The following is a 14530-nucleotide window of genomic DNA, read 5'->3' on the forward strand; positions in this document are numbered from 1 at the left end:
AAAAAACTGCCAGATAAAGATTATTCATCAGGGTGCGCTCCCGCTGGTGTCGCATGGGGATAAAGACGCTGCCACAGACGTTTGCTGGCACGGCTTGTTCGGTCCATATACAGATAGATCACCGGCGTGGTAAACAGTGTCAGGATCTGGCTCATGGCCAATCCACCGGCGATCGCCAGTCCCAATGGACTGCGCAGATCCGCATCCCCCCCGCTGCCCAATGCCAAAGGCAAGGCACCAAAGAACGCCGCCAGGGTGGTCATCATAATAGGTCGAAAGCGCATCAGACAGGCCTGATAAATCGCCTGCTGTGGCGTCAGTCCCAGTCTACGCTCAGCGTCGAGGGCAAAGTCGATCATCATTATGGCGTTCTTTTTCACAATGCCGATCAACAGCAAAATACCGATCAGCGCGATCACCGTCAGTTGGGTGTGGGTCAGCAGCATCAGCAACAACGCCCCCAACCCCGCCGAAGGCAGCGTGGAGAGAATGGTCAGCGGATGAATATAGCTTTCATACAGCATCCCCAACACAATATATACCGCCGCCAGCGCCGCCAGGATCAGCCAGGGCATCTGCTGCGCCAGCGCCTGGAAAGCCTGGGCGGTACCGGCATAGCCGGTCTGGATGGTGTCCGGCAGAGCAATTTTTGCCATGGCGGTTTTCACCGCCGCTTGTCCTTCTTCCAGCGAGACGCCGTCGGAGAGGTTAAAAGCAATGGTGGTGGTCGCCGACTGCCCCTGATGCGCCACCGAGAGCGGTGCATTGGCGCTGCTAAATGAAGCGAAAGTCGACAGCGGGATCTGTTTGCCAGCCGCAGTGATCACATACAGCTGATTAAGCACCTCGGGGTTACTGGTGTAGTCAGCCGTCAGATTCATCACCACATGGTATTGATTCAGCGTCTTGTAGATGGTCGCCACCTGGCGCTGACTAAAGGAGTTATTAAGCAGGGTATCAATGGTTTTGACACTGACGCCCAGCTGGCTGGCGCGATTGCGGTCAATATTCAACATCACTTCCTGTCCGCCGGTCTGCGAGTCAGAATCGACGCCGGTCAACTGAGGTAACTGGCTCAATGCCTGCTTCACTTTTGGTCCCCAGTCGCGCAACAGTGTCAGGTCATCCGCCTGCAAGGTCATCTGATACTGCGAGTTGGCGCTGCGTCCGCCAATACGCAAATCCTGTGCCGCCATCAGAAATAGCTGCGATCCTGGCAGTTTGGCGGTCTCCATCATCAGTCGATTGGCAATCTGATTAGCCGTGGCTTTACGTTGGTCATAATCTTTCAGACGTACAAAGAACATCGCGGTATTACGCGAGCCAAAACCACCGCTGCCCGCTGAGCTCATTACCGCCGCTACATCGGGATCGCGTTGAATAATCTTGGCGTAATCGATCATTTGCGGCTGAATCGACTGGAAGGAGGTGGTCTGGTCAGCACGCAGCATTCCCATCAGCATGCCGGTATCCTGATCGGGGAAAAAGCCCTTCTCCACCACGGTATACAAATAGCAGTTCAACACTACGGTCAGCAATAAGCCGAACAGGGTGATTAACTGATGGCGCATCACCCAGGTCAGGCCATTGGCATAGGCCTGCAACAGACGATTTAACCCGCGTTCGATCCATTGATAAATCCGCGGCTGGCGCTGTTCTTTCGGCGGCTTGCGACGCAGAAACCGCGCACAGAGCATCGGTGTCAGCGTCAGCGACACCAGCATGGAAATGATCAGCGAGATGGTCAAGGTGACGGCAAATTCGCGGAATAAGCGGCCGACAATACTGCCCATTAGCAGGATCGGGATAAATACCGCAATCAGCGACAGGGTCATGGAAAGCACGGTAAAACTGACTTCGCGCGCGCCGCGGATCGCCGCCCGCAATGGACTCAATCCTTCCTCGATATGACGGGTAATATTTTCCAGCACCACGATGGCATCATCGACCACAAAGCCGGTGGCAATAATCAGTGCCATCAGCGACAGATTGTCGAGACTGTAGCCCAGCAGATACATGATTGAACAGGTACCAATCAGCGACACCGGCAGCGCCAGCGCCGGGATCACCACCGCCCGCAGATTACGCAGAAAGACAAAGACTACCGCAATCACCAGCAGGGTGGCTTCCAGCAGGGTGGTTTCCGTATCACGCAGCGAAGCGGAAACGGTGGGTGAACGGTCCAGTGCCAGGTTGAGTTTGACATCCCCCGGCAGTTCCTTTTCCATTTCCGGCAGGGCCGCCTTAATATCGCGGATGGTGTCGAGCATATTGGCACCGGCCTGACGGGTGACGGCAATCATCACTGACGGGGTACCATTGAAATAACCGACGTTGTATTTATCTTCCACCGAGTCATAGACATTGGCGATATCGCTCAGGCGGATCGCCATGCCGTTTTTGTAACTGACAATCAGCTTGCGGTACTGGGCGGCGGTGCTTTGCTGACCGTTGCCTTCAATCATCCACGACTGGCTGGCACCTTGCAGTATGCCTTTAGGCAGATTGGTGGTGCTGGCGGCAATCGCCGTGCGCACCGTATCAAGGGAAATGCCGTACGAGCTGATGGCCTGCGGACGCAAATCGATGCGCACCCCCGGCAAGGCACTCCCGGTCAGGGCTACCTGGCCGACCCCGTTAATCTGCGCAATACGCTGCTGCAACTGACTGGAGGCAATATCGTACAACTCACCGTTACTGCGCGTTGACGAGGTCAGCGCCAGCATAACGATGGGTGCATCCGCCGGGTTGGCTTTGCGATAGGTCGGCAGCGACGGCATGCTGCTGGGTAACAGCGAGCGCGAGGCGTTGATCGCCGCCTGCACATCGCGCGCCGCGCCGTTAATATCGCGGTTTAAATCAAACTGCAACACGATGCGCGTCGAGCCTTGTGAGCTTGACGAGGTCATTTCGTTAACCCCGGCAATCTGCCCCATCGCCCGTTCCAGCGGGGTAGCGACGGTGGCAGCCATGGTTTCCGGGCTGGCCCCCGGCAGGCTGGCAGACACCATCACCACCGGGTAATCCACCTGCGGCAACGGTGCCACTGGCAACAGGCTATAGCCGAGTAACCCCAGCAGAACAATCGCCGAGGTTAATAACAGCGTGGCCACCGGCCTGAAAATAAAGAAACGGGAAATATTCATTCTGCTTCCCGCACTTTACGGCGAGCAGGACGCCAGCGCGTCGCCAGTCGATCAAACATCAGATAAATCACCGGCGTTGAGAACAGGGTCAATACCTGACTAAAGATCAGCCCACCGACGATCACCAGTCCCAGCGGCTGACGCAACTCCGCGCCGCTGCCGCTGGCCAGCATCAAAGGCAACGCCCCCAGCAGTGCCGCCATCGTGGTCATCAGGATCGGTCGGAAACGCAGCAGGCAGGCCTGATGGATAGCATCCCGTGGCGACATATGATGCTTCTGCTCCGCTTCAAGGGCAAAGTCGATCATCATAATGGCGTTCTTTTTAACGATGCCGATCAGCAAGATCACCCCGATCAGTGCGATCAGGCTGAACTCGGTGCCGCTGAACAACAGCGACAACAGCGCCCCCACCGCCGCTGACGGCAGAGTAGAAAGGATGGTCACCGGGTGAATAAAGCTTTCATAAAGGATCCCCAACACCACATACATGGTTAGCAGCGCGGCAAGGATCAGCCACAGCGTATTGCCGGTGGCGCTTTCAAAAGAGGCTGCCGCCCCTTGATAACGCAGCTCAACGCTGTCCGGCAAGCCAATGTCCTGACTGGTTTTGGTGATTGCCGCCTGCGCCTGTTCGATGGAATAACCCTTGTTGAGGTTAAAGGAGACGGTCACCGCTGCCAGTTGATTCAGTCGCGCCTGTAACAACGCACCGGTGCGCATATGAATTTTGGCAATCGAGGTCAGCTTAATCATCCCACTGGTCGAACTGGTGGTTGCACTGCTGCTTGACGTCGAGGTAGTCGAGGCACTGTTACTGTCCGTAGTGGTGGTGGTAGTAGAACTCGAACTGCTACTGCCGGACGTTGTACTGCTGCTCGAACTTGAACTGCTGCTGGCTGCCAGATAAATATCATCAAAGGATGCCGGCGATTGCTGATACTGCGGTGCCACTTCCAGTACTACGCGATACTGGTTGGACTGAGTAAAGATGGTCGACACCAGACGCTGACCGAAAGCGTTATACAGCGCGGTATCAACATCCGAGGCGGTAATGCCATAGCGCGCCGCAGCATCACGGTTTAGCTCAACGTATGCCACCTGCCCCTGCTGCTGCAAATTGCTGACAACATCGCTAAATTCCGGCTGCTGTCTGAGTTTATCCAGCAATTTTGGCGTCCAACTGACCAGACTTTCGCTGTCGGTATCGTCGAGCGTAAACTGGTACTGGCTTGGCGTAACCTGATCGTCGACGGTGAGATCCTGTGAAGCCTGCAGATAGAGTTCGATACCAGGTATCGATGCGGTTTCCTGCTTCAGTCGGGCAATCACCGCGGGCGCGCGATCGTCACGCTCGCCAATAGGTTTCAGGCTAATTTGCAGACGACCGCTGTTAAGACTGGTGTTATTGCCATCCACGCCAATGGTCGACGCCACGCTGAGCACGTCTTTATCCTGCATAATCACTGCCGCCAGCGCCTGCTGTCGACGCCCCATCTCACCAAAGGAGACATCCTGCGAGGCCAGGGTGATCCCCTGGATCATGCCGGTATCCTGCGACGGGAAAAAACCTTTCGGTACAATCAGATAAAGCAAAGCGGTAAAGACCAGCGTCGCAGCAGCCACCAGCAGCGTTAAGCGCTGATGATCGAGCACTACGTTGAGCATGCGTTCGTAACCAGCGATCAGCTTGTCGAACACCTGGCCACCCTTGCGGTAAAAACGGCTCTGCTTCTCTTCGGGAATATGACGCAGCAGATAGGCGCAAAGCATCGGTGTCAGAGTCAGCGAGACCACCATCGAGACAATAATCGACACCGCCAGCGTAATCGCAAATTCGCGGAACAGACGGCCGACCACATCGCCCATAAACAGCAGCGGGATCAATACCGCAATCAGCGAGAAGGTCAGCGAGATAATGGTAAAACCAATCTGCTGCGATCCTTTCAGCGCTGCCTGCATTGGCGTCTCGCCGTCCTCCAGCCGCCGGGAAATATTTTCCACCACCACAATGGCGTCATCAATAACAAAGCCGGTAGCAATAGTCAGCGCCATCAATGACAGATTATTGAGGCTAAAACCGCACAGATACATCACGCCAAAAGTGCCCACCAGCGACAGCGGTACGGCAACGCTGGGGATCAGGGTGGCGGCAACATTGCGCAAAAACAGGAAGGTGACCATCACCACCAGGGCGATCGACAGCAACAATTCAAACTGCACATCGCTGATAGAGGCGCGAATGGTTTGCGTACGGTCAGAGAGAATACTGACGTTGATCGACTCCGGCAGTGATGCCTGCAATTTGGGCAATTGCGCCTTGATGCCATCCACCACGGCGATAACGTTGGCGCCCGGCTGACGCTGGACGTTAATGATAATCGCCGGTTTATTATTCGCCCAGGCGGACAGATATTCGTTCTCCGGCGCTTCGCTCAGGGTGGCGATATCTTTTAAGCGCAGCGCCGCGCCGTTGCTGTAGGTCACGATCAGATTGCCGTACTCGGCGGCAGTACGTAGCTGATCGTTGGCATCAATGGTGATCGAATGGTGTTTACCATCAAATCCGCCCTTGGAGCCGTTGACGTTGCTATTGCCGATCAGCGTATTGATACTTTCCAGCGTCAGGTTATACGCCGCCAGCGCCCGGGGATTGACCTGTACACGTACCGCAGGCTGATGCCCACCGGCCAGCGATACCAGACCGACGCCGGAAATCTGCGACAGTTTGAGCGCAACGCGGGTATTAACCAGATCCTGTACTTTGGTCAGCGGCAGCGAATCAGAGGTTACTGCCAGGGTCAGAACCGCGCTGTCGGCCGGATTCACCTTTTTATAGGTCGGGGGATTAGGCAAACCACTGGGTAGCAGGCTGTTTGCCGCGTTGATCGCCGCCTGCACTTCCTGCTCGGCGACATCCAGCGACAGCTCCAGAGAAAACTTCAGAGTAATGATCGACGAACCGGTTGAACTGGTGGAGTACATCTGGCTAAGGCCAGCCATTTGTCCGAGCTGACGCTCCAGCGGCGCAGTCACGCCAGAGGCAATAACATCGGGGCTGGCACCGGGATACAGCGTGGTAACCTGAATGGTCGGGTAATCCACCTGCGGCAATGCCGAGGTGGACAGCATATTGTAGGCAAAAATACCCGACAACAGCACCCCGACCATCAGCAAGATAGTGGCAACCGGCCGCAGGATAAACAGGCGTGATGGATTCATTTTGTCCCGCTGTCTTTGCCGGTGGTGGCGTTATCTACGCTGGTTTTATCGGTTTTTTTTCTGCCGGCGTCGCCCTTGCTCCCTGCGGCGGCAGCTTCGGCACTGGCAGCGGTTACCACCTGTACCTTGGCACCATTGGTCAGGCGATCGATACCGGTGGTGACCACCTGGTCGCCTGGCGCCAAGCCCGACAGCACGGCAATCTGGTCATCAGCGTAACGGGGACCGGATTTTACCGGTTGGCGCATCACGCTGTTATCGGCCTTGACCACATAGACAAAATCACCGTCAGAGCTGAGCTGCAGCGCGGCCTCAGGGATCACCGTCGCCTTCTCCAACAGGCCAATCTGCAAACGGGCATTCACAAACTGGTTAGGGTAAAGGGCTTCATCATTATTATCGAAAATAGCCTTCAACTTGACGCTGCCGGTGGTGGTATCAATCTCATTGCTGATAAATTGCAATTTGCCCTGCGCCAGGGTCTGGTTACCGTCCTGATCGAAGGCGGTGGTGGGCAATGTCTGGCCGCTGCGTAACGCTTTGAGAATAGTTTGCAGATAACTTTGCGGTACGCTAAAGGTGACGGCGATCGGCTGTGTCTGGGTAATGGTAACAATGCCGGTGGTCGAGCTGCTGCTAACCATATTGCCCGGGTCAACCAGACGCAAGCCGACGTGACCACTCACCGGCGCAGTGATGCGGGCAAATTGCAGATTGAGTTTGGCGGCATCAATTTGTGCCTGATCGGCCTTCACCGCCCCGCTATACTGCCCGGCGGTGGCGATCTGGCTTTCCAAATCCTGCTGTGACAGCGAGTCCTGCGCATAGAGTTTGCGATAGCGCGCCAGCGTCAGCTCTGCGCTTTTCTGCAATGCCAGGTTTTGCGCCAATGCGCCCTGATATTGTTCCAGCGTCGCCTGATAGCTGCGCGGATCGATTTGCGCCAGCAGTTGTCCCGCTTCTACCTTCTGCCCTTCGGTGAAATAGACTTTCATCAATTGACCATCGACACGGCTGGTGACCGTCACCGAGGCATTGGGTATTACCGTACCCAGCGCTCGTAAATAAACCGGCACATCGGCCTGGGCGGCAACCCCCGCCTGCACCGGCGTTGCGCCACCGGCACCCGGCATACCACGCATGCCGCGCATACCGCTGCGATGAGGTTGTTTATCAGCGCCAGTAGTGGTGGAACTACCAGAGTGAAAGATAAAAAACCAGGCCAGGAACGCCAAGAGGATAACAGCGAGAATAAACCACAATCTGGTGCGGTTCTTGGAACGAAATGAGGCAGTTGGCAGCATAAATTTCTTAAGTTCGCACTTTTGATAGGAAGAAAACAGCTGAAAAAGTCCTTCAACCAGAGAATGCTATTATCCAGAATTTACAGGTAGACTGTTTTGAGGACAACGCAAAGGTTTCGTAAGCAATCATAACGTGATAATTCAGCAGACCCAATAATTTACCTGTCAATCATAGAGGATAAACTTTGCGGGTTACAGGGGTAAAATCAGGCAAAAATGCTGCTGTTAATCAGTTTAAACCGCGATCTCCTCTGGCCAGTCATTAAATTAAATAATAATTAATATTAACCTGACCTTCACCATTGATATCTGAAGAAATTGAATTTATATATAGCCAAGGCCGTTGCCTTGAGGGTGAGCTATCACCGTTGTCGCGGCGGCCCGGTCAGGTATATCGATAATAACGCGGCGTTATTGCCCATTCACAAGGCGAAAAGCGAGTCATTATGAGCATTACCTCTCATTCAAGACCAGTTATCGGCGTGACATTAGACAGCGAAGAAAGCGGCGGTTATGCCGATTCCCCCTGGTATGCACTGCGTCAAAACTATATGTCCAGCCTGGCAGAGCTTGGTGCTGTGCCCTTGGCATTACCGCATATTGGCGAATTGGCCGACGAGTTTCTGGCCTTGTGTGACGGCATTATCGTCACCGGCGGCGCATTCGATGTGCCACCCGAACTGTTTAATGAACAACAAAGCAGCGATCAGATTCGTTTGAAACCGGCACGTACCCAGTTTGAAACGGCAATCGTTAAAGGGGCGATGATCCGTGATATGCCGTTATTGGGCATTTGCGGCGGCGAACAATTGCTGGCGGTGTTAACCGGCGGCACGCTGATCCAGCATATCCCCGATGCCTTACCCGCGGCCCTTGAGCACAGTACTACCCTGGATACAGAAAACGCCGGCGGTAAAATACGTGCCCGCCATCAGGTAGAGATCCTCGAAAATACCCAGCTTGGCAAGTTAGTTAGCACTCGCAATTATCAGGTGAACAGTTCACACCATCAGGCAGTAAAAACCCTGGGACCAGGCTGTCGTATCAATGCCCTCGCCGCCGACGGGGTGATTGAAGGTATTGAGTGTGACGATTACTTCTTTTGTATGGGCGTGCAATGGCACCCTGAATATTTGCAGCATGAGCAGGACCGCCAGCTGTTGAGCGCCTTTATTGCGGCCGCCAGCCACTATAGAGCAGCACGACGCTCTTCGGGGAAAGCAATGGCTCAGGCCATGAATCAGTCGCACGGCAACTAAGCGATGATATCTGCGGCAGATAACCGCCAGCAAATTAGCCGCTGGCTAGCGGAACTGGGCATTGACAGCGAAGTGATTGCTCACCGCACATTGCCATTTTTTAGCGAAGCAGATGAAAAGATGCTGGTCACCGCCGAAACCAACGGCGAAGGCAAAGCCTTTCGTCTGCTGCCTGCTGCCGCTGCTGCCTGGTGGCAGATGCAGCACCAGGCCCGCGTTGATGGTATTGAACTGTATCTGGTTTCTGCCTGGCGCAGCGTAGCTTACCAAATGGCGCTGATTGCCGAACAGCAGCAACAGGGCATCGCGCCGGAAATATTCTTCACTTATCTCGCCCCGCCAGGCTGTAGCGAGCATCACACGGGTTGTGCGGTGGATATTAATACCCCGGAATGTGATGAAGTCAGCGGCGTTTTTGGTGACACCCCGGCTTTTCGCTGGCTGCGCCAACATGCCGCTGGCTTTGGTTTTGTGATGTCTTTCGCTGAAAATAACCCCTGGGGATTTATATATGAACCCTGGCATTGGTGCTGGCACGCGCCTAAATCCTGAACGCAACCCGGGATATTAATATCTGAGGTTGTCAGTAAATATTACGATAAAGTTTAAACGGTAGTATTAATATAAACAGTCATCCCAATATTCCCTCCCCGTTATTTTGCTCACCACAATATCATCGCCATCGCATTTTTAAATTGCGAACCATTTTCGGTCAATAGACACTAAAAAAAGGATATTTTATTTCACAAGGAAAAATAATGAGTATTCCCATCAGTGTTAATCTATCTACTAATAAGTCGTTATCCCCCACGCTAATTCAGCAAACAACCTTCCCACCAGCCAAAAACGCCACGAATCAGATTGCAGATCCTGGTCGTCAAATTACCTATATCGATAAGCCGATCTCAGCGCCCAGGCGAGTAAAAAGGAGTGTTTTTGATCGTCTTTCACCGGCCAGCAGGCTCATAGTTGCCGGTCCGCTGGAGTTTGTACCGGGACTACGCAAGATCAATCCAGTGGGATTGCTATTGAGAATGATTTTTAGCGATCCCCCGGCCGCAAAGCCAAAAAAGAAAAAAAATCCAACACAGACCCAATGCCCCAATAATGCCCTACATCGTTGCGCCTATCGGGGAGAGAACAGAGTACAAATTTTCGTCCGCGGTGAAGCTGGCCCCTATTTTATTTCAAGCGCCACAAGTCGCGATAATCTTTATACCGCTTACCGGCGTAATCCCAACGATCCGCAAGGCAATCTGCAACCGGCATTCCTGGTTTATAAGAACCCACAGGGTCAATGGCAAAAAATGGGATTAAGGGGCGGCAGCGATCGCAATAATTACAGCGAACATCGGCAAATGGATGTCCGAATACAGGCCATATATAATCGACTTAATTCCCTTTTTGCCGCGACTCAACGCAGTATAAATCAACTCAACCATCCAGGTGAGCAGAGCGCCAGCTATGAAAATCTGACCAATTCAATTAGAGAACTTGAGTCGCGCAGAGGAGAATTAAATAATATCAGATCTGAGCTAAATCGCTTACCGGAAAGTCAATATCGTAATGACCGACGTCGGGAAATTGTCTTAACCCTGTGGCAAATAAATGAACGAATTTCGCTGATCAGAAACCATCTGCAATAGAGGCCGCGCCGGACACTGGGCACACCAGCGTCCGGAACGAACTATCTCAGCTTGCCACCCCGACTACCCAGGCAGCATCAGCGGCTTGCCGGTGGTAATGCTGCCAAAATGCGCTTTGCCTGTTCAGCGGTCAAAGCATAGTTAAAGAAACGTCGGTAAAAATCTTGCGTTACCGCCACCATATCCACCTCGGCAAAAAGGTCAGGATGCAGTTTTTGTGCTGCCCACTGAATTTGTAACGCCGCCTCGGTGCCATATCGGTCCCAGGGAAAAACCCCCGCCGGATTTTGCCAAACCTGATGCCGCTGGACGGCCTTCAAGACGGGCAAAACCTTGGCGTACTCCGCAGTATTCAGGCTACCTGCGCCCTCACCGAGGATAATGACGTCAGGTTGCCAGACCAGAAGTTGTTCCGGCGACACCTCTTTCATATTGCCCTTCACCTCGGCGGCAGCATTGATGCCGCCAGCCAACCGGATCCAGGTATCGATCAAGGTATCGCGGCCATCGACTTTTAAGGGATGCGTGGCAACAATATGCAGTACACGCGGCCTTTGCACGTCGGTCAGGTTACGGGTTTTCGCCGCAATGGCGGCAATATGGCTATCGAGATACTGGTTATATAGCGCCGCCTGCTGCCGGGCCAGCGCGGTACCCAGTACCTCGGCGGTGGTCAGTAACGCCTGTTGCATTGAGGGAAAATCGGTAAACTGCATTTCCACAGTGGGGATCTGCGCCTGACGATAAGCCGCAACGTCGCCGTTGCCCCGGGCAGTAAACAGCACATCGGTGTGAGCGCCCACCAACATTTCGCTATTAAAGGTGGTTCCCGGCACGGCCAGAGCCTTTTGCAGCGAAGGCTGTACCAGAAACATCCACGGCCGATCCTGCTGATGATTAACGGTGGCGATAATCTTGTCTCCTGCCCCCAGGGTCATCAACAATGAGTGATGGGCATACCAGGCATCGGCGATACGCACCACCTGGTCAGGTACGGTTACCTGAGTTCCCGCACTGTCCACTACCTGCCGCACTGCCTGTGCCGGTAGTATCAGGCTTAGCCACAGCGCCAATCCGCCGGTCCAGACTGCCTTTTTCATCCACTTATCCATCATTAAAAATCAATCTGCATAGAAAGTTGCGCCATGCGTGGGCTGCCTAACTGGGCACTGGCATAGCCGCTACCGGTATACCCCGTTAATGCCCCGGGCACGATATTGGTCCAGTAGTGACGGTCGGTCAGGTTGGTTACATCGAAACGGAAGGTAGTGGCGGTACCAAATAACTGCGTGTGATAGCTGCTGCCCAGATCAAAGGTCGCGTAACTGCCGACCCAGCTGCTATTGGCATTATCGGTGGCGCGACGGCCGACATAATGGACGGCACCACTGACGTCGGTGTTACGTACAAAAGGCAAGTCATAGACCATCAGCAAATTACTGGTCACGCGCGGCAGTCCTACCACCTGCTTATCTTGCGTCGCGGCACTGCCGGTATCACGCAGGCGCGGATCAAGCCAGGTGACACCCCCAAAAATATGCAAATCGGAACGCAGATCGCCATCGGCCATCAGCTCAAGGCCATGGTTACGCTGGGTGCCGTCAACGGCATAGTCACCGTTGCTCAGCGTATAAGCATAAGGTCGCTCAATCTGAAACAGTGCTGCCGTCAGCAGCGTTTTGCCGACCGCCAACTTGCTGCCTACTTCTATCTGTTTGCTGCGATACGGTGACAAAATTGCCCCGGCATTGTTGCTGCCGCTGGGTGCGACATCCCCCTGCTGCAAGCTGTCGGCATAGGTGGTGTACAGCGTCAGGTTGTCTATCGGCTTGTACATCAGGCTGGCCGAACCGCTGGTTCCGCTATCGTGAGAGTCGCTGGTGCGGCTGCCGGTCTTGGCATAATTGCTGGAAGTCAGAAAGTTTTCACTTCCGGCCAATAACAGACTCCATTGCGGGTTAAAGGTCAGAGTATCCCCGACCAGGAACGACTGCTGCGTGCTACTGGCGGAATGGTAGCGATCGGTAAAATCAGGATAATTGGGTTCGGCAAACGCCTGAGGATTGGCAAGATTCGATGAACCCAGGGTCGTGGTCCCACCGCCCAACGGATTATAGTTTTTCCAGACAAATCCGCGCATCCCCAGCGACAGATCGTGGCTTAGCCAGCCCGTATCGACGCGTCCGGTCAGATTGGCCAGATAACTGTTGATGGTAAAACGGCTGGCGGTAGCGCTGGATACCGTCGACGTATAAGCGCCGGAATTATTGGTCAGTGTATTGGTCACGCTTGTCGATTCTCGATCGGCGATCTGCCGCAGCACGCCAATTTCTCCCAGCCAGTTACCGTCGAAATCATATTTAAGATGAACGCTGGCGGTAGTGGTGCGGTTGTCATCACCGGCATAATATTGCCCATAACGACCGTCGCTGGCATCCATCGCTGTTGGAAAGACGGTGCCTTTTGCCAACGCAAACTTGGCCGGCAGCCCTTTTTGATAAAAATGGTAATAGCTGAAGTTGGTCTGCATGGTCAGCTTATCAGTCAGCTGAAAATCCAGACCCAGGCTGGCTAGTTGCCGACGGCGCGTACTGCCGCTGGTATAACCTCGCCCTTCATCATTTAACAGGTTCAGGCGATACTTCACCCGATCGCCACTGTCCAACGGACCGCTGAGTTCGGTGGAAAATAGTGTGCCAGTGCCGGTTCCAGTGCCAAGGGTCACGCTGTGCCTGGGCGTATCTGTGGGACGTTTGGAGACAAAATTAAAGATCCCGGCGGGATTGGCCGGTCCATAAAGCGCCCCCGCCAGTCCATTAAGCACCTCAATTTGCGAAAACTGTTCGGCGGCATAATCCGTGGTAGAAACCACATTCAGCCCATCGATCATCGAATTCTGCACCACGCTGCCCTGCATACCACGCGACTGCGGTCGGGCACCGTCCCCCTGCACCGAAGGCAGATAGCGATACAGGTCAGTGACGCTCTGCAACTGCTGGCGTTTAATCAGCGACGTCGGCAAAACCTCTACCGCATAGGGTGTATTGGCAATTGAACGCTTGCCCAGACTGCCCATGGTTGCCTGCTTGTCGACAGCGGCAGGTTCCGATGCCGTGCTGGCACCTGGTGCATTAGCGTTGACCACCAGGGTGTCTTCAGCCTGAACACAAGAGGAAATACACAAATAAGACACGACGCAAGTAAATAAAATTTTATTATTCATAATAATTTGGACAATAGATCCCCTACTGCAAATTAATGTTGCAGTTATGTTTCTTAATTTAGGGAATAAAATTAACGAGTTAAATAATGCTACCATCGATATATAACGATGTATACAACGAAAAACTTATGCTTTCGAATAATACATAATTAATTTAGGTGATTAATTATTTTCTGTTGTCCAAATAATTGGCGTCGCCATCTGGTTTTAATCGCGTAATAACTTCAGCGATCCCGTCAAGGATTTCACCCATTTTTCCGGACCGGCCAGCCCCAGGCCGTCGAGCATTTCGCCACTGAGACTGCATTGCGAAAATGCCTGCGCATAATGGTCAAAACTATGCATTGCGCGCGCAAAAGCCGGGAAAGGCACAATGGCGACTGACTCTGTCGATTTTAATGCCTTCTGTAAAATATCGTTTATTTGCGTCGTGGTGGCCTGCAAAATCGGTACTGGTAATTTACTGCTTACATCAATCGTTTTACCCTCGGCATCCACCAATTGCTCCCCTGCCAATACCGGGAATCTGGCTGCCAGTCCTATCGCTATCACGCTGCTGGTATTGGCCAACAAACCTCGTGAAAGTTCTGGGTTAACTATTACTGCCACGCGCATCGTATCCGTCATAAATATATTCCTTGGTCACAGGTTTATGTACAAAAATCATAACGATATTCAGCGGGAAAGTGCTTTCTTTTATTCGCCATAATGGCTTAAATTAGGTAAGTCCT

9 protein-coding genes are annotated in these 14530 nt (G+C 53.4%); 3 read left to right on the forward strand and 6 right to left on the reverse strand.

Going from position 1 to position 14530, the window contains the following annotated elements:
- Positions 1-20 precede the first annotated feature (20 nt).
- The 3 genes from GW590_RS00500 to GW590_RS00510 are packed head-to-tail and all read right to left on the reverse strand — an operon-like array spanning position 21 to position 7671.
- The gene (locus GW590_RS00500) at positions 21-3146 is read right to left on the reverse strand and encodes a multidrug efflux RND transporter permease subunit (RefSeq protein WP_169401078.1); all 3126 of its coding nucleotides are present in this window, start codon (positions 3144-3146) and stop codon (positions 21-23) included.
- Positions 3143-6367, reverse strand: coding sequence for an efflux RND transporter permease subunit (locus tag GW590_RS00505; RefSeq protein ID WP_169401079.1), 3225 nt, complete (start codon positions 6365-6367; stop codon positions 3143-3145). Before GW590_RS00505 ends, GW590_RS00500 begins: the two co-directional genes overlap by 4 nt.
- Positions 6364-7671: an MdtA/MuxA family multidrug efflux RND transporter periplasmic adaptor subunit gene (locus GW590_RS00510; protein ID WP_169401080.1), complete on the reverse strand. Its 1308-nt coding sequence runs from the start codon at positions 7669-7671 to the stop codon at positions 6364-6366. Before GW590_RS00510 ends, GW590_RS00505 begins: the two co-directional genes overlap by 4 nt.
- 446 nt (positions 7672-8117) lie before the next feature.
- Between GW590_RS00510 and GW590_RS00515 the strand changes: the two genes are divergently transcribed.
- The 3 genes from GW590_RS00515 (at position 8118) to GW590_RS00525 (ending at position 10576) form a co-directional block, all read left to right on the forward strand.
- The gene (locus GW590_RS00515) at positions 8118-8930 is read left to right on the forward strand and encodes a gamma-glutamyl-gamma-aminobutyrate hydrolase family protein (RefSeq protein ID WP_169401081.1); all 813 of its coding nucleotides are present in this window, start codon (positions 8118-8120) and stop codon (positions 8928-8930) included.
- A 3-nt stretch (positions 8931-8933) separates the two neighbouring features.
- On the forward strand, positions 8934-9482 hold the full coding sequence (locus tag GW590_RS00520) for a M15 family metallopeptidase (protein ID WP_169401082.1): 549 nt from the start codon (positions 8934-8936) through the stop codon (positions 9480-9482).
- 206 nt (positions 9483-9688) lie between these two features.
- Positions 9689-10576, forward strand: a complete 888-nt coding sequence (locus tag GW590_RS00525; RefSeq protein WP_169401083.1) for a hypothetical protein — start codon at positions 9689-9691, stop codon at positions 10574-10576.
- Positions 10577-10653: 77 nt separating this feature from the next.
- On the opposite strand, the gene GW590_RS00530 is transcribed toward GW590_RS00525, so the two are convergent.
- From GW590_RS00530 to GW590_RS00540, 3 genes are all read right to left on the reverse strand, one after another.
- Positions 10654-11676, reverse strand: coding sequence for an ABC transporter substrate-binding protein (locus GW590_RS00530; RefSeq protein ID WP_169401084.1), 1023 nt, complete (start codon positions 11674-11676; stop codon positions 10654-10656).
- 14 nt (positions 11677-11690) lie between these two features.
- Positions 11691-13799, reverse strand: coding sequence for a TonB-dependent receptor (locus GW590_RS00535; protein ID WP_169401085.1), 2109 nt, complete (start codon positions 13797-13799; stop codon positions 11691-11693).
- A gap of 207 nt (positions 13800-14006) precedes the next feature.
- On the reverse strand, positions 14007-14432 hold the full coding sequence (locus tag GW590_RS00540; RefSeq protein WP_328803033.1) for a DUF2000 domain-containing protein: 426 nt from the start codon (positions 14430-14432) through the stop codon (positions 14007-14009).
- Between the last annotated feature and the right edge of the window lie 98 nt (positions 14433-14530).

The sequence above is a fragment of the Rouxiella aceris genome (assembly GCF_012933545.1).
Classification (GTDB): domain Bacteria; phylum Pseudomonadota; class Gammaproteobacteria; order Enterobacterales; family Enterobacteriaceae; genus Rouxiella; species Rouxiella aceris.